The organism is Halorubrum sp., assembly GCF_046498025.1.
Classification (GTDB): domain Archaea; phylum Halobacteriota; class Halobacteria; order Halobacteriales; family Haloferacaceae; genus Halorubrum.
Genome location: NZ_JAWOBM010000017.1, coordinates 1 through 21,827, shown reverse-complemented (window position 1 = coordinate 21,827; position 21,827 = coordinate 1). Strand labels below are relative to the sequence as shown.

Annotated in this window: 21 protein-coding genes; 9 read left to right on the top strand and 12 right to left on the bottom strand. The window is 70.2% G+C overall.

All coding sequences use genetic code 11. The features are described from left to right. Positions 1 to 7: 7 nt before the first annotated feature. From R6U01_RS03580 to R6U01_RS03560, 5 genes are read right to left on the bottom strand one after another with little or no spacing between them, the layout of a single operon-like run. Positions 8 to 1,348, bottom strand: a complete 1,341-nt coding sequence (locus tag R6U01_RS03580) for an ABC transporter ATP-binding protein (RefSeq protein ID WP_410285088.1) — start codon at positions 1,346 to 1,348, stop codon at positions 8 to 10. Continuing rightward, positions 1,341 to 2,381, bottom strand: coding sequence for an ABC transporter ATP-binding protein (locus R6U01_RS03575; RefSeq protein WP_410285087.1), 1,041 nt, complete (start codon positions 2,379 to 2,381; stop codon positions 1,341 to 1,343). The genes R6U01_RS03580 and R6U01_RS03575 overlap by 8 nt, the downstream gene beginning before the upstream one ends. Next, positions 2,381 to 3,565 carry an ABC transporter permease gene (locus R6U01_RS03570; RefSeq protein ID WP_410285086.1) on the bottom strand — a complete coding sequence of 395 codons (1,185 nt, stop codon included), beginning with the start codon at positions 3,563 to 3,565 and terminating at the stop codon, positions 2,381 to 2,383. Before R6U01_RS03570 ends, R6U01_RS03575 begins: the two co-directional genes overlap by 1 nt. A 6-nt stretch (positions 3,566 to 3,571) precedes the next feature. After that, entirely contained in the window at positions 3,572 to 4,546 is a 975-nt protein-coding gene (locus R6U01_RS03565; protein WP_410285085.1) for an ABC transporter permease, read from the bottom strand. Positions 4,547 to 4,585: 39 nt separating this feature from the next. After that, positions 4,586 to 6,535 (bottom strand): ABC transporter substrate-binding protein, encoded by a 1,950-nt coding sequence (locus R6U01_RS03560; RefSeq protein ID WP_410285084.1) that lies wholly within the window; start codon positions 6,533 to 6,535, stop codon positions 4,586 to 4,588. Positions 6,536 to 6,761: 226 nt separating this feature from the next. Here R6U01_RS03560 and R6U01_RS03555 point away from each other — a divergent pair, with 226 nt between their 5' ends. Beyond that, the gene (locus R6U01_RS03555; RefSeq protein ID WP_410285083.1) at positions 6,762 to 7,259 is read left to right on the top strand and encodes an NYN domain-containing protein; all 498 of its coding nucleotides are present in this window, start codon (positions 6,762 to 6,764) and stop codon (positions 7,257 to 7,259) included. Here R6U01_RS03555 and R6U01_RS03550 read toward each other — a convergent pair. Genes R6U01_RS03550 through dapA form a run of 6 tightly spaced genes read right to left on the bottom strand, consistent with a single transcriptional unit; the run spans position 7,256 to position 13,533 of the window. Beyond that, positions 7,256 to 8,473: a M20/M25/M40 family metallo-hydrolase gene (locus tag R6U01_RS03550; protein ID WP_410285082.1), complete on the bottom strand. Its 1,218-nt coding sequence runs from the start codon at positions 8,471 to 8,473 to the stop codon at positions 7,256 to 7,258. The genes R6U01_RS03555 and R6U01_RS03550 overlap by 4 nt on opposite strands. Then, positions 8,470 to 9,420 (bottom strand): diaminopimelate epimerase, encoded by a 951-nt coding sequence (gene dapF, locus R6U01_RS03545; protein ID WP_410285081.1) that lies wholly within the window; start codon positions 9,418 to 9,420, stop codon positions 8,470 to 8,472. The genes R6U01_RS03550 and dapF overlap by 4 nt, the downstream gene beginning before the upstream one ends. Next, positions 9,417 to 10,859, bottom strand: a complete 1,443-nt coding sequence (gene lysA / locus R6U01_RS03540) for a diaminopimelate decarboxylase (RefSeq protein WP_410285080.1) — start codon at positions 10,857 to 10,859, stop codon at positions 9,417 to 9,419. The genes dapF and lysA overlap by 4 nt, the downstream gene beginning before the upstream one ends. Next, positions 10,856 to 11,695, bottom strand: a complete 840-nt coding sequence (locus R6U01_RS03535; RefSeq protein ID WP_410285079.1) for a 2,3,4,5-tetrahydropyridine-2,6-dicarboxylate N-succinyltransferase — start codon at positions 11,693 to 11,695, stop codon at positions 10,856 to 10,858. The genes lysA and R6U01_RS03535 overlap by 4 nt, the downstream gene beginning before the upstream one ends. A 57-nt stretch (positions 11,696 to 11,752) precedes the next feature. Beyond that, entirely contained in the window at positions 11,753 to 12,538 is a 786-nt protein-coding gene (dapB, locus tag R6U01_RS03530) for a 4-hydroxy-tetrahydrodipicolinate reductase (protein WP_410285078.1), read from the bottom strand. Further along, positions 12,535 to 13,533 (bottom strand): 4-hydroxy-tetrahydrodipicolinate synthase, encoded by a 999-nt coding sequence (dapA, locus tag R6U01_RS03525; protein WP_410285077.1) that lies wholly within the window; start codon positions 13,531 to 13,533, stop codon positions 12,535 to 12,537. The genes dapB and dapA overlap by 4 nt, the downstream gene beginning before the upstream one ends. Before the next feature lie 312 nt (positions 13,534 to 13,845). Here dapA and R6U01_RS03520 point away from each other — a divergent pair, with 312 nt between their 5' ends. From R6U01_RS03520 to R6U01_RS03490, 7 genes are all read left to right on the top strand, one after another. Continuing rightward, a complete protein-coding gene (locus R6U01_RS03520; protein ID WP_410285076.1) occupies positions 13,846 to 14,784 on the top strand; it encodes an HD domain-containing protein in 939 nt (312 codons plus the stop codon). A gap of 65 nt (positions 14,785 to 14,849) precedes the next feature. Continuing rightward, the gene (locus R6U01_RS03515) at positions 14,850 to 15,371 is read left to right on the top strand and encodes a PUA domain-containing protein (protein WP_410285075.1); all 522 of its coding nucleotides are present in this window, start codon (positions 14,850 to 14,852) and stop codon (positions 15,369 to 15,371) included. Between the two features lie 111 nt (positions 15,372 to 15,482). Then, positions 15,483 to 16,217, top strand: coding sequence for a dihydrofolate reductase family protein (locus R6U01_RS03510; RefSeq protein WP_410285074.1), 735 nt, complete (start codon positions 15,483 to 15,485; stop codon positions 16,215 to 16,217). 303 nt (positions 16,218 to 16,520) lie between these two features. Continuing rightward, on the top strand, positions 16,521 to 17,444 hold the full coding sequence (locus R6U01_RS03505) for a coiled-coil protein (RefSeq protein ID WP_410285073.1): 924 nt from the start codon (positions 16,521 to 16,523) through the stop codon (positions 17,442 to 17,444). A gap of 156 nt (positions 17,445 to 17,600) precedes the next feature. Further along, positions 17,601 to 18,536: a signal peptide peptidase SppA gene (sppA, locus tag R6U01_RS03500; RefSeq protein WP_410285072.1), complete on the top strand. Its 936-nt coding sequence runs from the start codon at positions 17,601 to 17,603 to the stop codon at positions 18,534 to 18,536. A 47-nt stretch (positions 18,537 to 18,583) separates the two neighbouring features. Further along, positions 18,584 to 19,711 carry a DUF373 family protein gene (locus tag R6U01_RS03495; RefSeq protein ID WP_410285071.1) on the top strand — a complete coding sequence of 376 codons (1,128 nt, stop codon included), beginning with the start codon at positions 18,584 to 18,586 and terminating at the stop codon, positions 19,709 to 19,711. A gap of 122 nt (positions 19,712 to 19,833) precedes the next feature. Beyond that, positions 19,834 to 20,658 (top strand): shikimate dehydrogenase, encoded by an 825-nt coding sequence (locus R6U01_RS03490; protein WP_410285070.1) that lies wholly within the window; start codon positions 19,834 to 19,836, stop codon positions 20,656 to 20,658. Positions 20,659 to 20,696: 38 nt separating this feature from the next. On the opposite strand, the gene R6U01_RS03485 is transcribed toward R6U01_RS03490, so the two are convergent. After that, positions 20,697 to 21,155: a transporter gene (locus R6U01_RS03485; protein WP_410285069.1), complete on the bottom strand. Its 459-nt coding sequence runs from the start codon at positions 21,153 to 21,155 to the stop codon at positions 20,697 to 20,699. Between the two features lie 181 nt (positions 21,156 to 21,336). Between R6U01_RS03485 and R6U01_RS03480 the strand changes: the two genes are divergently transcribed. Next, positions 21,337 to 21,827: helix-hairpin-helix domain-containing protein (locus R6U01_RS03480; RefSeq protein WP_410285068.1), on the top strand; the 491-nt coding region annotated here is incomplete at its 3' end.

Sequence of the window (21,827 nt, the reverse complement as noted above, 5' to 3'; positions counted from 1 at the left end):
CGCCCGCTCAGTCGTCGGCCGGGTTCGGCGGCGTCGACCGCTCCCGTCCGTGGAGGAGACACGCCGACTCGTGGTCGGGCGCGTGGCCGGTCCGCTCCGGGGCGACCTCCTCGCAGGGCGTGGTCACCCGCCGGGAGAGCGTCGCCGCCGCCCCGTCGAGGTCGCCGTCGAGCGCCTCGTCGAGCGCCCCGTCGAGCAGCGACTCCATCTCGGCGGCGGAGACGTCCTCCTCGATATCGAACTCGCGGCGGATCTGGCCCTTCACCGCCTCCGGCGTGGCGCCCACGTCGCTCCCGGCCCGGAAGTTCTCGCGGATCTGGTCGACGTCGACGCTCCCGGCGTCGAGCGCGTCGCGGAGGTTCAACAGTCCCCGCCAGGTCGACTGGTCGACGTCGACGTCGTCCGGTTGGATCACCTTGTGACACCGGGTGTGGAACCGGCAGCCAGACGGCGGGTTCGTCGGACTCGGGACGGTCCCCGTCAGCTCGATCCCCGTGGCGGTCGAGCGCGGGTCCGGCGTCGGGATCGACGAGAGCAGCGCCTCCGTGTACGGGTGCTGCGGGTCCGCGAAGATCCGGTCGGTCGGCCCGATCTCGACGATCTCGCCGAGGTACATGACGGCCACCCGGTCGCATATCTCCCGGATGACGGACATGTCGTGGCTGATGAACAGCAACGAGAGGTCGAACTCCTCCTGGAGGTCGGCGATGAGGGAGAGGATCTCCGCCTGGATGGAGACGTCGAGCGCGGAGACCGGCTCGTCGGCGACGATGAGCTCCGGGTTCAAGACGAGCGCCCGCGCCAGGGCGATCCGCTGTTTCTGCCCGCCGGAGAACTCGTGTGGGTACCGGTCGTAGTCCTCGGCCGAGAGGCCGACGCGTTCGAGCAGGTCCTCGACGATCGCCCGTCGACGGTGGCGGTCCGACATCCCGTGGATCTGCAGCATCTCGGCGACCGCGCTGCCGACTGACATCCGCGGGTCGAAGCTGGAGGAGGGGTCCTGAAAGATCATCTGGGCGTCGCGACGGAACGCTTTCAGCTCCCGGTCGTCGAACCGCGTCACGTCGTTCGGGTGCGTCCCGTCGGCGTTCCGGGTCGCACCGGCCCGTCCGCCGCCGTTGAAGATCACTTCGCCGCCCGTCGGGTCCTCCAGCCGGACGATGGAGGTGGCGGCGGTGGACTTCCCGCAGCCGGACTCGCCGACGAGCCCCAACGTCTCGCCGGGTGCGATGTCGAAGCCGATCCCGTCGACGGCGCGAGCGGCGCCGACCGTCCGGTTGAGGAGGCCCTTCCGGATCGGATAGTGCTTCTCGAGGTCCCGCACCGAGAGGAGCGGCTCCTCAGTCATCGGCGGAGCTCACCCCCCCTTCGTCGGCGCTCGCGCCCGGGATCCCGTCCCGGACGACCGAGTCGTCGCGCCCGGGGCGGTAGTGGACGCACGAGGCGCGCTGTCCCGGGTTCACCTCGATCTCCTCCGGCTGATCGCCGGTCACGCAGGCGTCCACCGCGTGCTCGCACCGCGGTGCGAACCGGCACCCGTCCGGGGGGTCGAGGGGGTCGGGAAGCGTTCCCGGGATCCCGCCCTTCTTGCCGCCGATCTCGGGGAGGCAGTTCAGCAGCCGTTGCGTGTACGGGTGGGCGGGGCGCTCGAAGATGTCGAGGACGTCGCCGCGCTCCATCACCTTGCCCGCGTACATCACGACGATGCGGTCGGCGATCTGAGCGACGACGCCGAGATCGTGCGTGACGAATAAGATCCCCATGTCGAACTCCTCCTGGAGCTCCTCGAGGAGCCGGAGGATCTGCGCCTGCACCGTCACGTCGAGCGCCGTGGTCGGCTCGTCGGCGATGAGCAGGTCGGGGTCGCCGACGAGCGCCATCGCGATCATCACGCGCTGTTTCTGGCCGCCGGAGAACTCGTGCGGATAGTCGTCGAACCGCGAGCTGGCGTTCGCGATCCCCACCTTGTCCATCAGGTCGATCGCCTTCGCCTTCGCCTCCTCGTCGGGGATGTCGCGGTGGATCTGGAGCGCCTCCACGATCTGCCACCCGACGGTGTAACAATGGTTCATCGCCTCCTGCGGGTTCTGAAAGATGTGCGCGATCTCGTACCCGCGGATCTTTCGGAGCTCCGGCTCGCTCATCGCCAGCAGGTCGCGGCCCTTGAATCGGACCGATCCCTCGACGCGGCCCGGCGGCTCCTTGATGATCCGCGTCACCGACTCCGTCGCGACGGTCTTGCCGGAGCCCGACTCGCCGACGATACAGACGGTCTCGCTCTCGTTGACGGAGAAGTCGATCCCGTCGACCGCCGTGAGCTCGCCGTTGTCTGTGCTGAACGTCGTCCTGAGGTCTTCGACCTCGAGCAGTGGGGTGGACATTATGCGTTCTCCGCCTCCGCTTCGGGGTTCAGAGCGTCCAGCAGCGCGTCGCCGATGAAGTTGAACGCCAGGATGGTCAAGAACAGTACGATACCGGGCGCCAACACGATCCAGGGGGCGAACGACAGGTCGCTCCGACCGGCGGAGATCAGCTGCCCCCACGACGGGATCGCCGAGTCGCCGATCCCGAGGAACGCGAGCTGTGCCTCGGCGAGCAGGAAGCCGGGGATGAGCAGCGTGAGCTGAGTGATGATGCTGCTCGCCACGTTCGGGACCACGTGTTTGCGGACCACCCGGTACGTGCTCGCGCCGCTGATCCGCGTCGCCTTGATGAACTCCTCCTCCGAGACGGACAGCGACTTACTGCGCACGTACCGCGCGGTGCCGCCCCACGCGAACGCCGAGAACACGAGGATGAACATCCCCAGCCCCGCGCCGTAGATATACAGGATGAGCAGGAACATCAGGAACGTCGGGAACGAGAGGATGATGTCGACGAACCGCATCATGATCTCGTCGACCCAGCCGCCCGCGTACGCGCTGACGGTGCCGAACGTGATGCCGATCGCCGCGACGATCGTCGTCGTGATGAAGGCGATCTGCATGCTGATCGTCATGCCGTAGACGATGCCGGCGAAGACGTCTTTTCCGCCTCGGGTGGTCCCGAGCGGGTGCTGCCACGTCCCCTGACACTGGCCGTTCACGACCTCTCCGACGCAGGTCGCGACGTTCGACTCGCTGACCGAGAGGAACACCGGCGGCTGGTGGCCGGTGAGGATGCTCTGTTCGGGCGCGCTGATCACGAGCGGACCGAGGAGGCCGCCCACGAACACGATCCCCAGCCAGCCGAGGCTGACGACCGCGGGGCGGTTCCGTCTGAACTCCTTCCAGTAGTACCGCGTCATCCGCGGGTTCTGGTACAACGGTACGATCAGGTAGAAGAAGAACAGGAACAGCGTGAAAATGAAGATGTAGTCCAGCGGATCGAGGTTCCTGCTGAGGCCGATCGCCTGGAACGTCGCCTCGCGTTCGCCGACGAACAGGTAATCGTACAGCCAGAGGAGCGCCAGCGGCAGCGTCGCCGCCAGCATGCCGAGCGAGTTTATCGACAGGTCGAACCGACCCGACTCGGAGAGCTCGCTCCAGTCGACGCGATCGAACTGCTCCGGTTTTTCTGTTGCCATAGTGTCTTATCTGTCGTCGTAGTTGATTCGCGGGTCGAGCACGGTGAACACCAGGTCCTCCAGCAGGTTACCGACGACGGCGATGAACGTGAACACGAGCGTCGAGCCCAAGATGAGGTTCGTGTCCTGTGCGACGAGCGCGTTGAACGTCAGCCTGCCGAGACCGGGGATGCCGAACACGACCTCCACGAGCAGCGAGGAGCCGATGAACAGCGCCAGGAGCTGGCCGACGAGGGTCGTCGACAGCGGCACCATCGTCGGCCGCATCACGTGGTAGGCGTACGCGCGAAGCGGCGAGACGCCCTTCGCCTTCGCCGTCTTCATGAACTCGGAGTTCTGGAACTCCGCGGACTCGTTCCGCGAGACGCGCATCGTCGCGCCGATCGACCCCGTCACGAGGACGAACACCGGCAGTATCAGCTGACGGACGTTCTGGAGGCTGAACACCGGAGCGCTTGTGTCGTACGATATCGGGACCACCTCGAACCAGACCCCGAAGATCAGGAGCAGGATGATCCCGAAGAAGAAGTTCGGGATCGCGTAGCCGAAGAACGCGAATCCGGTCGCGACGTGGTCTCGCCAGCTGTACATGTTCGCCGCCGAGTAGACGCCGACGAGCGGCCCGAGGGTTATCGTGAGGACGGTCCACGGGATCGAGTACTGCGCGGTGTAGTAAAGCGCCTGCAGCATCGCCTCGGTCACGGGTTGGCTGCGGCTCTCCGACCACCCCCAGTCGAGCGTGTACACGCTCCTGATGAAGTCCATGTACCGGACGTACAGGGGCTGGTTGAGGCCGCGGAGCTCCCGCTCCCGCTCGACCGCGGCAGACGGGTCACCGCCCTGTAAGGCGGCCTGCGTCGCCGCCTCGCGGATCGCCGGGTTGGGCGCGGCCGCGAGCAGGAGGAACGTGATCGTGGTGATGATCAGCGAGACGACCACGGCCCACAGCACGCGAGCGCCGACGTACTTTCCGAATCCCATGATGATGTCTTATACGGTGTAGTGGAGGGGCGAGGTGACCTACTCGTATCTCCACGCCGGCAGGTCCCAGCCGTTCGAGAAGTTCTCGATGGGGCCTTCGAGTCCTTCGCGGTAGCCGACCGTGCTGTCGGGGAACGCGAGCATGATGTACGGCTGCTCCTCCGCGAGGTTCCGAAACAGCTCGACGAGCGCGTCCGCCAGCTCGTCCTCGCTGGTGGCCTGCTGAGCGGTGTCGAACAGCCCCTGGGCGTCGAACCCGGGGTAGTAGCCGACCGGGTTGTAGAACGCGGTCGCGCCGTCGAAGAACGCGTTGTTGGTGATCGGGTTCCGCGGGTAGGTGTTCAGCCCGAACACGACCTCCATGTCCCAGTCCTCGTTGGCCGTGACGTTGCGCGGTCCGGGGTTCGTCGCGGTCGGCGAGGTCCACTCGACCTCCTCGCCGTTCACCGTGTCGACGAGCTCGTCCGGGACGTTGGTGACCTCTCCGTCGTCGTTCCGCTCTGGCGTCGGGAAGTCGCTGGCCGTCCAGTACTCGTTGTTGAAGCGAGTGCCGTCGATCGCTTCGACGCTCACGTCGATCCCGAGGTTGTTCTCGAGCTCCTGGGCGATGAACTCGGCCATCAGCTGCTCGGTCTCCTGACCCGCGCTGTGGTAGATACTGAGCTCGACCTGGTTGCCGTCGGGGTCGACCATCGTCTCCCCGTCGAAGCCGTAGTCGTGCTCCGACTGCTCGAAGGCCTCTTCCGCGAGGCCGCGGGCGACCTCGCTCCCGTAGCTGTCGCCGACGCCGAACTGCGGGATGTCGTCTTCGGGCGGGTAGAAGTCGCTGAAGCGGGGCTGCCACGTGAAGTGCGTCTCGGCGAAGTCGCGGAAGACGCCCTGTATCAGGCTCTCTTTGTCAATCGCGGCGGCCATCGCCTGGCGGAACTCCTTGTACCGGAACATGTTCCCCGGCCCCGTCGTCCAGCCGTTGTCGCGCATGTTGACCGAGATCTTCTCGTTGTACGGCTGCGGGACCCGGTTGACGTAGATCTCGTCTTCCTCCTGATACTCCTCGACGCGCTCCGGCGGGATGGCCGCCGAGTCGACCTCTCCCGTCTCCAACGCGCCGAGCCGGGAGGCCTGCTCGCCGAGCACCTGGATCTCCGACTCCTCGAAGTACGGTGCGTCGTTGAACCTCTCGGGCATGTCGTCGGCGTCCTGGAGGTAGTACTCGTCGTTGCGGCTGTACCTGGTGCCGCCGTCGCGCTCCCACTCGTCGAGCACGTACGGCCCGAGGGTCCCCGAGAACTGGAGCTCGAGGAGCTCCTCGTCCTGTTGGAGGCCGTCCGTGTCCTCCTCCTCGACGTACGGTTCGAGGAGGTCCCGCGGGATCGGGTACAGGAGCGGGTCGAAGCTCTCGGGCCAGAGGAGCGAGGGCTCGTCGAGGGTGGCCTGGAACTCGTAGTCGCCGGTCTCCTCGACCGTGACGCCCTCCCAGCTCGTCGTCGCCGCCGAGTTCGCCCAGCTGCTCTGGTGGACCTCCTGGATCAGGTAGACGAAGTCGCTCGCGGTCACCTCGCCGTACGGGTCGCTGAACTGAAGCCCCTCGCGGAGCTCGAACGTCCACACCTCGCCGTCCTCGGTGGACATGTCGTAGAGGAGCGGGACGTACTCGTTGTTCTCGTCGAACGTGTACCCCTGATCGAGCGCGCGGGCGATCGCGTTGCCGGCGCCGTTCTCGGTGTTGTATATCGGGTTGAGCGTCGTGAACGAGGCCGAGGCGGCCGTCGCGTACACGTTGTCGTCCGTCTCGCCGTCGGACCCGTCCTCGCCGTCGGTCTCGTCGGTGTCGTTTCCGTCGCTCCCGTCGCTCCCGTCCTCGCCGTCACCCTCGTTACCGGAACAGCCGGCGAGCGCGGTCGCGCCGCCGATACCGAGCATGGAGAGCCATTGTCGACGTCCGAGACGCCGACCGTCGTTGCCGCCGTCAGTGTGTCGCCGTGACATACCACGATACAATGAGTGTACCTACTAAAAACTTCAGATGTTTAGACAGGATCGAGAGAGATTCGACGAAACCGACAACAGACCCGGTTTAAACGCTCCACGCCGGTGTAGTTTATAAGCGAACGGGTACCTCGTTTCGTCGGTATGACACGTTCGGACGGACGGGGGCCTCCGGTCGGCGGTTTCGATCCCAAAGCCCCTAAACCACGCCGGCGAACGGGGCGGTATGACCGAGATTCACCCGCACCAGCGCGTCGCGGTGCTCGCCGACTCGCAGAACCTGTACCACTCCGCACAGAGCGTCTACTCGCGCAACATCGACTACTCGGGCCTGCTGGAGGCCGCGGTCGACGATCGCGCGCTCGTCCGCGCGATCGCGTACGTGATCCGCGCCGATTCCCCCGAAGAAGAGAGCTTCTTCGAGGCGCTCCGCGACATCGGCTTCGAGACGAAGATCAAGGAGATCAAGACGTTCGCCGACGGCTCGAAGAAGGCCGACTGGGACCTTGGGATAAGCCTCGACGCCGTCTCGCTCGCCGGCCACGTCGACACCGTCGTCCTCTGTACCGGCGACGGCGACTTCGCCCGGCTCTGCTCGCACCTCCGGCACGAGGGCGTCCGCGTCGAGGCGATGGGCTTCGGCAGCTCCGCCGCCGACGAGCTGATCGAGGCCGCAGACGACTTCATCGACCTCGCCGAGGAAGAGGAGACGTTCCTGCTCTAGGCGGCGTCGGTCGCCGTGTCGGCATCCCCGAGCAGCGTCGCGACCGACCGCTCGGCCGCCTCCGCCGCCGCCGTCACCTCCCGGACGCGGACGTACTCGCGCTCGGCGTGGGCGACCGCTCCCGCGGCCTCGGCGAGGTCGCCGGGGCCGAACACGACCGTCGGCGCCGGCGCGAAGTACGACGCCTCCGTCGCCGCGCCGAAGGGCCGCACGGACCCCCCGCGGTCGGCCGGAAGCCCGAGCGACGCGCCCGCCGCCCGGGCCGCGCTCGCGACCGTCTCCACCAACTCGTGGTCGGGGTCCGTCGAGAACGCCTCGAAGAAGGGCGACTCCCGGTCGGTGAGCGCGACCTCGACGCCGACCTCGTCGGGGACCCGCGCTCGCACCGCGGCCGCGAGCGACGACCGGAACCCCTCGGCCGTCTCCGGCGGGACGCTCCGCCGGTCGACGGTGATCTCGCAGCCTGCGGGCACCTGGTTGGTCGCCGCGCCGCCCTCGATGACGGTCGGCGTGAGTTTCGGTGGACCGAGCTGCGGGTGTTCGTCGGCGTCCGCGTCGAAGGTCCGGACCGCCGCGAGCGCGTCCTCGGCGGCCGCGACCGCGTTCGCGCCCGCGAACTCCGCGGCGTGGGCGGCGACCCCCGACAGCTCGACGGTCCCCTGAAACCGTCCCTTCGCGGCGGTGCACGCGTCGAGTCCGGTCGGCTCGCCGACCAGGAACAGGTCGCCGTCGAGCCGGTCGTCCGTCCCCGGTAGCCGGCCCGTCAGCGCCGCTCCGCCGAGCGACAGCGACTCCTCGTCGGGCGTGAGCGCGAGCGTGAGCCGGCCGCGTTCCGGGTCGGCGGCGAGGAACCCCGACAGGAGCGCCGCGAGCGGCCCCTTCGCGTCGCAGGCGCCCCGTCCGCGGATGACGTCGGAGGGGCTATCGTCGGCGGCGGAAGTAGCCCTCTCGTCCTCGCGTGCCGGCCCCCGCTCGAAGGGGACGTGTGGCGTCACGGTGTCGAGGTGGGTGTTCAACACGAGGTGCGGCCCCGCGTCCGGCGCGGGCGAGCGCTTCTCCGCGACCACGCAGCCGCCTGCGACGACCTCGCTCTCGACGCCGTCGCGGCCCAGGGTCTCGGCGACGAGCTCGCGCATCTCGGCGACGGACTCGTGGGAGGGCGTCCGGACGGCGCGCTCGAGGAAGGAGACGGGGTCGAACGACGGGCGGCTCATCGCGGGTCGGCGGGCAGGCTGCCGGTGAACTCGTGCGCGACGGGACCCGTCAGCGTCGCGTGGCCCGCGTCCGGCACCGTGATCTCGAGCTCGCCGCCCGGCGGGCGGCTCACGGCCGACTCGCCCTCGATCAGGCCGAGCCGGCGCGCGGCGGCGACGACCGCCACCGCGCCGGTGCCGCAGGATCGGGTCTCTCCCTCGACGCCGCGCTCGAAGGTGCGCTGGTCGAGGACCGCGGGACCCTCGCCGCTCCCGTCGTCGACCACCGCCGCGAGGTTCACGTTCGCGCCCTCGGGGAAGACGTCCGCGCCGCGGACCGGCGGGGCGACGGCGTCGAGGTCGACCGCGTCGATGCCCTCGGGGTCGTCGCGCCCGCCGTCGACGAACGCGACCGCGTGCGGGACGCCGGTGTGGACGGCGGTGACGGTCAGGCCCGCGACCGGCTCGTCGGTCAGCGGCTCGTCGCGCGCGACCGGGACCCACCGGGGATCGAACGTCGGCTCGCCCATCTCGATCGCCGCCGCGGTCGCGTCCGCGTTCACGGACGCGCGCCGGGTGCCCGCCTGCGTGTCGATCATGAACTCCCGGTCGCCGGTCCGGTCGTGGGCCCAGCGGGCGACCACGCGCGCGCCGTTGCCGCACATCGTCGCCGTCGAGCCGTCCGGCTGGACGAGCGTCATCACGACGCGGGTCGGGTCGAACCGCTCCTCGACGTGCAAGAAGAGGACGCCGTCGGCGCCCCGTCGACCGGCGCTCTCGGCGCGGCCCGCGACGCCGTCGCGCTCCGGGGCGGCGTCGAAGTCGGCCCCGTCGACGCCCGTCTCGCGGTCGCAGTGGGCGCGCGCGAACGCCGCGCGGTCGCCGACGCTCTCCGCGCTCGCGTCGACGACGAGGAAGTCGTTGCCCGTGCCGTGGTACTTCTCCACCGGGACGGCGTGGGTGTTCATCGGTCCCCCTCCGTCGCCCGGGTCGGCGTCTCCGCCTCCCGCTCGACCGTCGTCAGGTCCGTGAGGGTCTCTCGGCGTCGGGCGATCGTCGCGGTTCCGTCGTCGACCGCGACCTCCGCCGGCCGCGGTCGTGAGTTGTATTGGCTCGCCATCTCGTATCCGTACGCGCCCGCGACGCCGACCGCGAGGAGGTCCCCACGCGTCGGGTCGGCGAGCGCTCGGTTCCTACACAGCGTATCGCCGGTCTCACAGATAGGTCCGGCGACCGTGACAGGGGTTGCCTGCCGCTCGCCGGGCGCCGGCGCGTCGCCCCCGTCGGCGCCGGGTCCGCCTCCGAGGTTGCGAATCGGGTGGTACGCGTCGTACATCGCCGGGCGGAGCAGGTCGGTCATGCCCGCGTCGACGCCGACGACGCGCTCCTCCGGGGTCGGCTTCACGGTGTTCACGCGCGTCAGCAGGACGCCCGCGTCGGCGACGACGTACCGGCCGGGCTCGATCGCGAGGTCGACGCCCGCGGGCAGCGGCGCGACGGCCTCCCGGGTCGCCGCCGCGACCGCCGGGAGGTCGAGCGGGGGCTCGTCTTCTTTATAAGGGACGCCGAACCCGCCGCCGACGTCGACGTACTCGAGGTCGAGGGGGGCGGGCGCGTCCGCGTCGACGTCCTCGGGCGCGTCGGCGTCCTCGGGTGTATCGCCGTCCGGATCGGTCAGTTCCCGCGCCAGCTCGCCCATCCGGGCGACGAGCTCGCGGTGGCTGTCCAGCTGCTCGGGGTCGATACCGGAGCCGGCGTGGGCGTGGACCCCGACGACGTCGAAGCGCTCGGCCGCCCGGCGGGCCGCGTCGGCGGCGCGGTCGTACGGGATCCCGAACTTCGCCGCGCCGCCGGTCCGGACCTTCTCGTGGTGGCCCGCGCCGACGCCGGGGTTCACCCGGAGGCAGATTCGCCCGTCGTAGCCGCGCTCGGCGAGGCGGTCGAGGGTGTCGACCGCGCCGACCGTCACCGTGAGGTCGGGCTCCGCCTCGGCGACGCCGGCGACGTAGTCGAGGTCGCGGGCCGGCGGGTTGACCGCGGTGTAGTGGAGCCGCTCCCCGCCAAAGCCGGCCGCGAGCGCGCGGTCCACCTCGCCCGCCGAGGCGCACTCGGCGTCGAGCCCGGCCTCGCGGACCGTCTCGAGGACCGCCCGACCGGTGTGAGCCTTCACGGCGTACCGGACGTCGGCGTCCGGGAAGGCGTCGCGCAGGCGCTCGCAGTTCTCGCCCACGCGGTCGAGATCCTGCACGTAGAGCGGCGTGCCGTGCTCGGCCGCGAGTTCGGCGAGGCGGTCCGCGTCCCAGTCGCTCACGCGCCGGACCAGGGGATCGGCGGCGGCTACCGGCCCAGCGGCGGAGTCGCCGGCCGCGGAGTCGCCGGCCGATCCGCCCGCGTCGCGGTCGCTCATTCGCGGAGGGCGTCTTCTCGGCGCGTCGCCTCCAGCGTCTCCTCCTCGACGTGGGTGGCGACGACGGCGGGCTTGTACGCGCCGCCCTCGAACAGCTCGTGGTCGCCGACGGACGACTCCACCATCCGCGTGAACGCCCGGCGGTCGGCGGGGAGGTGGCCGTAGACGACCTCCTCCTCGACGAGGTCGTAGACGGGGATACGAGGCGTCAGGAGCGTGTTCTCGCCGACGATCGAGTTCTCGCCGACGCGGAAGCCAGAGGTGACCCGACAGCCGGCGCCGAGCGAGACGCCGTCCTCGATCACGACGGGCGCGTTCTCGACGGGTTCGAGGACGCCGCCGATCAGCGTGTTGGCGCCGAGCTTGACGTTCTCCCCGAGCTGCGCGCAGGAGCCCACCGTGTCACACGAGTCGACGAGGGTGCCGTCGCCGACGTGCGCGCCCATGTTGACGAACGAGGGGCTCATCATGATGCAGTCGCTCCCGAGGTACGCGCCGCGGCGGATGACGGTGCCGTCGGGGGTGTTCCGGGTGCCGCGCTCGCCGAGGTCGGCGGTGTCGCGCAGCGGGAGCACGTCGTAGTAGGTGACGCCGCCGTGCTCGCGGGGCTCGGTCTCGCGCAGGCCGAAGTTCAGCAGGATCCCCCGCTTGACCCACTCGTTGGCCGCCCACGTGGTCACGTCGTCGCCGGTCTTCTCGGCGGCGCGGACCTCGCCGGCCTCCAGCGCCGAGAGGAACGACTCGAGGACCTCGGCGTCCTCGCTCGTCGCGTCGGCGGCGGTCAGCCCGTCCTGATAGCGGTCCCACAGATCGGAGACGTCGGATCGGAGCGTCATTTGGTAGTGTATGGATGAGTGTCGGTATTTATTCGTCGATATTCGGATGTCTCGGGGTTATTCGCTCCCGGCGTCCAGCACGTCGTCGAACCCGTACCAGCCCGGGTCGCGCCCGGCGAGCCAGGCGGCGGCGTCGAGCGCGCCCTCCGCGAACACCCCGCGGTCGCCGGCGCGGTGCGTGAGCGCGAGCGTCTCGCGGTTGCCGGCCACCAGCACCTCGTGTTCGCCGGTGACGTCGCCGGCGCGGCGGGCGTGGACCCCGATCTCGCCGGGCGCTCGCGGGGCGTCGCCCTCGCGGCCGTGGACGCGCCGGTCGAGGTCGTCGCGGACCGACTCCACGTCGTCGAGGATCGACTTCGCGGTCCCGGAGGGGGCGTCGCGCTTCCCGTTGTGGTGCGTCTCGGTCAGCTCCACGTCGTAGCCGGGGAGCGCGGCGACCGCCTCGCGGACCGCGCGGCGGAGCGCGGCGACGCCGCGCGCGAAGTTCGACGCCTTGAGCACCGGGACCGCGTCGCTCGCGGCCCGGAGGTCGTCGAGCCCGGCGTCCGCGAACCCGGTCGTCCCGGTTACCAGCGGCACGCCCGCGTTGGCGCAGGCCCCGGCGTACGCGACCGCCGACTCGGGGCCGGTGAAGTCGACGAGGACGTCGGGGGTCTCGGCCGCGAGCAGCGCACCCAGCCTGTCGGCGGCGTCGACCTCGACGCCCGCGACGGGCTCGGTCGCGGTGCGATTGACCGCGACGGCGACGGCGACGCCCTCGCGGTCGACGGCGGCCTCGATCACCTCGCGGCCCATGCGGCCGCCGGCGCCGGTGACGGCGACCGACAGCGGCTCGCCGCTCATTCCGCGCCCCCCGTCGGGGGCTCGACGGCGCCCGGATCGACGGTACCGGGCGCTCCCTCCTCGTACTCGGCGAGCAGTTCGCGCAGGACCGCGCGGCGCTCCGCTGAGAGCCGCGAGAGCGGCGGGCGGACCAGCGGGCCGCCCCGACCGCGGATGTGCATCGCCTCCTTCACCGGGATCGGGTTCGTCTCGGCGAACAGCTCGCGGACGAGCGGCGAGAGCTCGTGGTGGAGGTCGCGGGCGCGGCCGTAATCGCCCGAGAGCGCGGCGCCGACCATCGCGCAGGATCGCTCCGGTTCGACGTTGGCGACCACGCTGATGGTGCCGGTGCCGCCGATCGACAGCACCGGGAGCGTCAGCCCGTCGTCCCCGGAGAGCACGGAGAACGCCTCGTCGCGGGTGCGCTCTATCACCTCGCTGATGAGGTTGAGGTCGCCGGAGGCGGCCTTGTAGCCCCGGATGTTCGGGTGTTCGGCGAGCTCGACGGTGACGTCGATCGGGATCGACTGGCCGGTCCGGCTCGGGACGTTGTAGACGATCTGCGGGAGGTCGACCGCGTCGGCGATCGTCCGGTAGTGGTTCAGAAATCCCTGCGGCTCAGGCCTGTTGTAGTACGGGGAGATGAGGAGGAGGCCGTCGGCGCCCGCGTCGGCGGCGCGCTCGGAGAGCGAGAGCGCCTCGGCGGTGTTGTTCGAGCCGGTGCCGGCGATCACGGGGATGTCGTCGACCGCGTCGCGGACCGTCTCGATCACGTCGACGTGCTCGTCGTGGGTCATCGTCGCCGACTCGCCGGTGGAGCCGACGGGGACGACCCCGTCGACGCCCGCGCGCTCGAGGTGTCGGGCGTTCTCGGCGAGCTGGTCGTGATCGACCCTGTCGTCGTCGGTGAACGGGGTCGTCATCGCGGGGTACACCCCTTCGAAGGGCTCGGCGGTCTGTTCTCGGTCCGTCGCGTCTCGGGCGCCGTAGGGCGTCGTGGTCGTGGTGTCTGTCATGGGTGGGCGGTCGGTGTCTGCTGTCGGTCCGTGGTCGCGGTCGGTAAACGAGCGGTGCGCGCTTATCGGGGGTCGTCCGGGACGGGGTCGCCACTCCCGCCGGCGGACGGCTCACGCGCGTTTTTTCGAGAAGAGTCGCGTCGCTGGCGGCGTCGGCGAGCCGCGTCCGGACGCGGGTCGGGTCACACCCGTAGTGGTACCCTCCGTCGCTTATAGATTTGGTCTCGGGTCGAAACTGCCGGGCGAGCGTGTCCGACGCGTGGCGACCGGGGCACACACCTTTTAGGTCGCCGACGCGTCTGCATCGATCTCATGACCGATCCAGCGGAGTCACCGACCGAACCCGAGGATCGCAACCGGCCGCACGGGGACTCGGCGCCCGATCCGAACGAGTCCGACCCGCCGGACGGGGACGCGCCGGCCGAGCCCGACCTCGTGGCGGACACCGACGCCGACCGCCACGAGTACGACCCCGACGCCGACCACGCCTTCCCCGACGCCCGGCTCAACGAGGTCCTCGACCGGATCGCGTCGGACGCGGAGATCACCGCGTACCTGGCGGCGCAGAACGTCAACCCCGTCGACCGGAAGGGGTACAACGACCACGGCGCGAAACACGTCGAGATCGTCCGGGACCGCGCGCTCCGGTTGTACGAGCTGCTGAAGGAGGGCGGCGTCGAGTTCAACGGCGCCCGACAGCAGGGGCTCGACGAGGCCGACGAGCCGGTGATCATCGCGCTCGCGGCGACGCTCCACGACGTCGGTCACGTCGTTCACCGCCACGACCACCCGTACTACTCGATCCCGCTCGCTGCGGACCTGCTCGACAACTTCCTCCCCTCGGTGTACGACGTCGCCGAGCAGGTTCGCGTGAAAGCGGAGGTGCTTCACGCCATCCTCTGTCACCACACCGAAGAGCAGCCGCTCACGCTGGAGGCCGGGGTGGTCCGCGTCGCCGACGGGCTCGACATGGAGCGCGGGCGGTCGCGGGTCCCCTACGAGGAGGGCGGCCGCGGGATCAACACCGTCTCCTCGCAGGCGATCGAACGCGTGTCGCTGCGAAAGGGCGAGCAGACGCCCGCGCAGGTCGTGATCCGGATGAACAACGCCGCGGGCGTCTACCAGGTCGACTCGCTGCTGCAGGCGAAGATCGAGGGATCGCTGCTGGAAGATCAGATCCGGACGATCGCGATAAACACCCGCAGCGACGGCGACGGCTCGGGACCGATCGTCGACCGGGTCGAGCTGTGACCCGCCGTGCGCGGTGACGCGACCGGGTTCGTAACGGCTTTGCGCGTGGCCGGGACAGTCTGGGTATGACCGACGCCGACGCGCTCGCGGACCTGCGGACCGGCGCCGACTACCAGTTCGGCGCCGGGGCGGGCCGCGCCCTGTTCCCGCCGGACGAGCCGCTGACCCTCCGCCGGTCGAGCGGCGGCCGCCCGCGGCAGGTGATCGTGGGAGACGTCGACGACACGCCCGGGAGCTCCGAGGGCGACCGCCTCGTCTCGTACGGCACCGACGGGCGGTTCACCCTCGGCGTCGCCGGCGGCCGACGGGTGCGCGAGGCGTTCGACCCGCCGCGACACCGGGTCGTCGTCGGCGAAGAGAGCGAGCCCTTCGTCCGCGAGGGACGCAACGCGTTCGCCAAGTTCGTGACCGCGGCCGACGACGAGATCCGCCCCGGGGACGAGGTGCTCGTCGTCGACGAGTCGGACGCGCTGTTCGCCGTCGGCCGCGCGGAGCTCGCCGGCGCCGAGGCCGAGGCGTTCGCGAGCGGGGTGGCCGTCAAGGTGCGGAACGGGGTCGGCGACGGCGAGGCCGTCGACGCGGGGTAGCGGCGGGACCAGCGACGCGGAGTAGCCGGTCGCCCGCGCCGAACGCGGCGTCGCCCGGAGCGTCCGCTCCCGGACCGAAACGATCATTTCCCGCCCGCGTCTCGCGGGCGTATGCACGTCGTCGTCAACGCCGCGCAGAGCGTCGACGGGAAGCTCGCCACGCGGCGTCGGGAGCAGCTCCGCATCTCGGGGCCGGAGGACTTCGACCGGGTCGACCGCATCAGGGCCGCCGCGGACGCGGTGCTCGTGGGCGTCGGAACGGTGCTCGCCGACGACCCGCACCTCACGCTCGACGAGGAGGACCGTCGCGTCCAGCGCCTGCGGAACGGCAGGTCCGGCCACCCCGCCCGAGTCGTCGTCGACTCGAGGGGCCGAACGCCGGCCGACGCCCGGATCCTCGACGACGCGGCGACGACGTACCTGCTCGTCTCGGCGGCGACCAGCGAGGAGCGTCGCGCGGCGCTGACGGGCGCCGGCGCCGAGGTCGTCGTCGCCGGGGGCGGAGGGGGAGAGATAGCAGACGACGAAGAGACGGACGGCGACGACGAAGAGACGGACGGCAGCCGCGTCGACCTCGCGGCGGGATTCGACGAGCTGGCCGACCGCGGCGTCGACCGCCTGATGGTCGAAGGGGGCGGCGAGGTCATCTACTCGTGTTTCGCCGCGGGGCTCGTCGACGAGCTCCACGTCTACGTCGGGTCGATGGTGATCGGCGGCCGCGACGCGCCGACGCTCGCCGACGGCGAGGGGTTCACGGAGTCGTTCCCGCGGCTCGATCTGGTCGACACGGAGCGGCTCGACGACGGAATCGTGCTCTCGTACGACGTCCGCGACGGAGAGACGTGAGTACCGGTACGCCTCGCGCAGATACTGTTGGCCGAGCGCCTCGCGCGGGTCCGTGTACAGACGTTTCATAAAGACTGATGGGTGTGTGATCGTTCGCCACGGATCGGCGGGTATACGGCCCGTGCTACCTGGTTACACCCGAATCACCGAAGTCTTTATATGTCGGCCTGTGGTAGCATTTGGTACCAGAACGCCTCCGGCACTGGTGGGATCGCACGCTTAAATGAACGGGAGCTCTTGTGAACGGCCCGACGCACGACGGCGAGCGATCGCTACCCCGGAGCGGTGATGGAGAGATAAAAAATGGTAACGAAAGACGAAGTCATCGAGCAGTACGACATCGAACCGATGGACGAGGCGGACAACGTGGACCTTTCCGAGGACGACCTCGAGAACGGGTCGAAGGGACAGCTTATCAAGCGCGCCGGTCAGCTGCGAGACCGACGCAACGAGCTGAACCAGATGGCCTCCGAGCGCGCCTCCAAGCGCGACGACCTCAACGCGAAGACGCGAGAGAAGGTCGACGAGGCCCAGGAACACCGTGAGAAGCGCGACGAACTCAACGAGCAGGTCCAGGAGCACAAGGACAAGCGGAACAAGCTCAACGCCGAGGCCAACGAGCTGTTCGACGAGGTCGAGGAGCTCAAACAGGACATGGAGCTCGGCTCCGGCAAGTCCATCGAGGAGCTCAAAGAGGAGATCGAGGACCTTGAGTTCCGCCAGCAGACGGAGGTGCTCGACGCCGACGACGAGCGCGAGCTCATCGAGAAGATCGACGAGAAGCGCGAGAAGCTCGCCGAGAAGAAGGAGAAGGTCGACGACACCAGCGAGCTCGACGAACTGGTCGAGGAGGCCGAGGAGGTCCGGTCCGAGGCGTCCCAGCACCACCAGAAGGTGACGGAGCTCGCTGACAAGGCCCAGGAGCACCACAACAACATGATCGAGGCCTACCGCGAGGCCGACGACATCCGCGACGAGGCCGACGAGATGCACGAGCTGTTCGTGGAGGCCCAGGAGGCCGCCGACCGACACCACGAGGACTTCGTGCGCGTCCAGAAGCGCCTGCGCGAGCTCGACAAGGAAGAGGAGCGCGAGCGCAAGGACGAGCGCGCGGAGAAGCGCGAGGAGGAGAAGGAGGAGGCCGAGGAGATCTATCAGAAGTTCAAGGAGGGTGAGACGCTCGACACCGAGGACCTGATGAAGCTCCAGAAGACCGGCCTGCTGTAGTTCGGACGCCGATTTCCCCCGGTTTTGCGGTCGTTTCACGACTCACGTAGCCGCGGCACCGCCGGGAGTGAGGCCGTCAGCGACCGCCAGGAGTACCACGCCGACGTCGACCCCCTCAGCGACAGCTTATAACCGGGCGCGCCCTCAACCGATCGTATGGAGAGCGACGCGCGTTCGGACGGACGGGCCCTCCTCGCGGCCGCCGTGGTCGGCGCGACGGCGACGGTGGCGGGCAAGCGGATCGTCTCGCGGCTCACCCGCGGGCGGTTCGGCGAGAGCGAGGAGTACAACGCGGCGAAGGTGAAAGTCTCCGGACCGATCCGGCGCAAGAAGGGGCGTCCCTCACCGGTGTCGGGACCGATCGGCACGACGGCCGACGACGTCGTCGAGCAGATCGAGGCGGCCGGCGAGGACGAGGACGTCGAGGCGCTCGTCGTCGAGCTCAACACGCCCGGCGGCGAGGTGCTCCCGAGCGACGACATCCGGCGCGCCGCGATCGACTTCGACGGCCCCACGGTGGCGTACGCGACCGACATCTGCGCGTCCGGCGGCTACTGGATCGCGAGCGGCTGCGACGAGCTGTGGGCGCACGACGCGAGCCTCGTCGGCTCCATCGGCGTCGTCGGCTCCCGCCCGAACGCGTCCGGGCTCGCCGACAAGCTCGGGATCTCCTACGAGCAGTTCACCGCCGGCGAGTACAAGGACGCCGGCGTGCCGCTGCGCGAGATCGAGCAGGACGAGAGGGAGTACCTCCAGGGGATCATCGACGGCTACTACGAGCAGTTCGTCGAGACCGTCAGCGAGGGCCGGGACATGGATCCGGAGACCGTCCGGGGGACGGAGGCGCGGGTCTACCTCGGCACCGACGCGGCCGAGGTCGGGCTCGTCGACGAGCTCGGCACCGAGGACGACGTCGAGGACCGGCTCGCGGAGCTGATCGGCGCGGAGCCCGAGGTCCGCGAGTTCACGCCCGACCGGGGGATCGCGGATCGGCTCGGCATCGGCGCGGAGCGCGTCGCGTTCGCAGCCGGGGGCGGGGTCGCGAGCGCGTTCGGGAGCGAGGGCGGCGACGTCGACGTCGAGCTGCGGTAGGCCCGCCGACGGGGAGCTTTTTATTCGGGCGGATCGAGAGTCGACCCGTGACGACGCTGGTCATCTGTATCGACCGCTCCGGGGCGATCGGGCGGGCCACGAACGTCCCGATGCCGGTCGCCGGCTGGGAGGCGGTCCGGTCGCTCGTCACCGACGCCGGACTCAGCGACCCGGAGGACGCCAGCGTCAACTGTCTGCTCGAATCGCTGCGGGTCGCTCGCGACCTCCGCGACGAGCGCGAGGAGTCGGTCGTCGCGGTCGTCTCCGCGGAGAGCGACACGGCCGTCGGCGCCGACCGGTCGATCGCCGCCCAGCTCGACGACCTCGTGGACCGGTACGACCCCCGCGCCGCGGTCGTCGTCGTCGACTCCGCCGAGGACGAGCAGGTGCTCCCGATCGTGGAGTCGCGGATCCCGGTCGACTCCGTCGATCGCGTCGTCGTCCGACAGGCCCACGACATCGAGTCGACGTACTACCTGCTCAAGCAGTTCCTCGCCGACGAGCAGCTCCGGTCGACGATCCTCGTGCCGTTCGGGGTCGCCCTCCTGCTGTTGCCGGCGCTGTTCTACTGGTTCTCCGCCGCCGAGGCGGTCGCGGGCGTCGCGGGCCTGCTCGGCGCCGCGCTGCTTTATAAGGGACTCGCGATCGACCGGTTCGTCGCGGGGATGCCCGAGCGGGTCCGAGAGGCGCTGTACGCCGGGCAGGTCTCGGTCGTCACGTACGTCGTCGCCGCCGGGCTCGCTCTGGTCGGCGGCTTCTTCGGAGTCCTGGCGGCCTCGGAGCTCGGAAGCGCGCCCCGGCTCGTGGAGGCGATGGAGTTCACCTACGCCGCCGTCCCGTGGTTCGCGGTCGCGGGCGTGACCGCGGCCGTGGGGCGCCTGCTCGACGAGCTGATCCGCGACGAGGGGATCCGGACGCCCTACCTCAACCTCCCCTTCGTCATCGTCGCCGTCTCGCTCGTCGTTCGCGGGTTCGCGGGCTACTTCCTCGCGCAGGAGGCGGTGATCGACCCGTTCGATCCGATCGGCGTCGGCGTGACGCCCGTCCAGCGGCTCGCGGCGTTCATCGTCGCGGGGGTCGTCGTCTCGCTCGTCGGGGTTAAACTGGCGAGCGACGTGGGGACGGAGACGCTGGAGGACGTCATCGACGCGGATCGGGAGACGGACGGGAAGTGAGGGCCGCGCGGGCGAGTCGGCGCGTTCGCTCTCGCGGTCTCCGCACGACGACCGCGCCCCTTTCCCGCGGTCTCCGCACGACGACCGCGCCTCTTTAGTCGGTCGCGGCCGCGAGAGCGGCCATGGACGTGTACGGACTGATCGGGAACCCCGTCGGCCACTCGCTGTCGCCGCCGCTCCACGAGGCCGGCTACGAGGCGCTCGGGATCGACGCGCGCTACGTCACCTTCGAGCCGGACGCCGACGCGGCGGCCGAGGCCGTCGCGGGCGCCGCCGACCTCGGCGTGGCCGGACTCAACGTGACGGTGCCGTTCAAACGCGACGTCCTCGACGCGGTCGACGCCGACCCGCTCGCCGAGCGGATCGGCGCGGTCAACACGGTCGACTTCGGACCGATGCGCGCCGGCGAGGCCGACCGACCCCGGGGGTACAACACCGACGCGGCCGGCGTGAAACGCGCCTTCGCGCGACACGACGTGGCGCTCGACGGCCGAGACGCGGTCGTCGTGGGCGCGGGCGGGGCCGGCCGTGCCGCGGCGTTCGCGCTGGCCGACGCCGGCGCGAGCGTCCACGTGGCGAACCGCACCGCCGAGCGCGCCGTCTCGCTGGCCGAGGCGGTCCCCGGGGCGACGGGCGGGGGCCTCGACGACCTCGGCGATCGAGTCGCCGGCGCGGACGTGCTGGTCAACGCGACCAGCGTCGGGATGGAGGCCCCGGGGGAGACGCCGGTGCCCGCGGCGCACCTCCACAGCGACCTGGCCGTCCTCGACGCGGTGTACGCGCCGATCGAGACGCGGCTCCTCCGGGAGGCGGCCGAGGCGGGCGCGACGACGGTCGACGGGGCGTGGATGCTGCTGTTCCAGGGGGTCGAGGCGTTCGAGGTCTGGACCGGCCGGGACGCGCCCGTCGAGGCGATGAACGCTGCGCTGCGGTCGGCGTTGGAGTGAATGGAAGGACGTCGAAGGCGGACCGATTCGGGCTCTTTTTAAATCGCTCCGGGCGTCGCCAGCAGCCCGGCGGTGCCGATGAGCGCCACGGAGAGCCCCGCGGCGCCGTAGAGGAACGGCTTCGCGTCGCGGGCGGGCTGGCGGAGCTTGCCGGCGTCGAGTCCGTCCGTCAGCTTCCCGCTCGCGACCTCGACGAGCCCGGTGATCAGGAACCAGAGCGCGAGCATCGTCAGCACGAGGTGCCCGCGACCGGTCCCGGTGAGCGACTCGAACGTGTACAGCGTCCCCGCCATGTGGCCGCCGGACGCGAGGAAGGCGAGGGCCGCGATACGGGTGATCCACCGGAGTCGGCCGACGATCGATCCGAGGGCGTCGCCGTCGACGTCGCCGCGGAGGGCCGGCGGGAGGACGGCGAGGGCCACGAACAGCACGCTGCCGGTCCAGAGGATAGCGAAGCCGACGTGGAGCGACCACATCACCGGGTTGACGATGTCCATACCCGTCGGAAGAACCGATACGACTTATAAACCGGCGGAACGGATTCGCCCGGACCGGCGGTGATCGAGACCGGGAACCGGTCGACCGCGACCGCAAGCAGGGGAAGACCGGCGGCGCCTCGGAGGCGGAAACCGCCGACGGCGAGGGCTTTTAAATATCCCACGTTCGTATGCTTCATCGATGGCCCTACTGCAGAAAATCAAGGAGAAACTCGGGTTCGGAACCGGTCGCGCCGAACGCGACGAAACGGACGCGAAAGTGACCGTCGAGAGCGACCCCGAGCAGGAATCGGAGTCGGAACCGGAACCGACGGATGACGCCGACGACGCGGCCCCGGACGCGGGAGCGGACGACGGCGAGCCGATCGCCACGGAGACGGAAGCGGCCGCCTCGACCGAGTCGATGGTCGACGAGGAGGGCGCCAGCGCGGATCCGGCCGAAGCCGCCGAGCCGGCGGAGGCCGTGGGACTCGCCCACGAGGAGATGTCGGACGACGACGAGACGGACGCGGGCGAGGAGTCGGCCGATGACGAGGAAGCCGTCGCAGACGAGGAAGCCGTCGCAGACGAGGAAGCCGTCGCAGACGAGGAAGCCGTCGCAGACGAGGAAGCCGTCGCAGACGAGGAAGCCGTCGCAGACGAGGAAGCCGTCGCAGACGAGGAAGCCGTCGC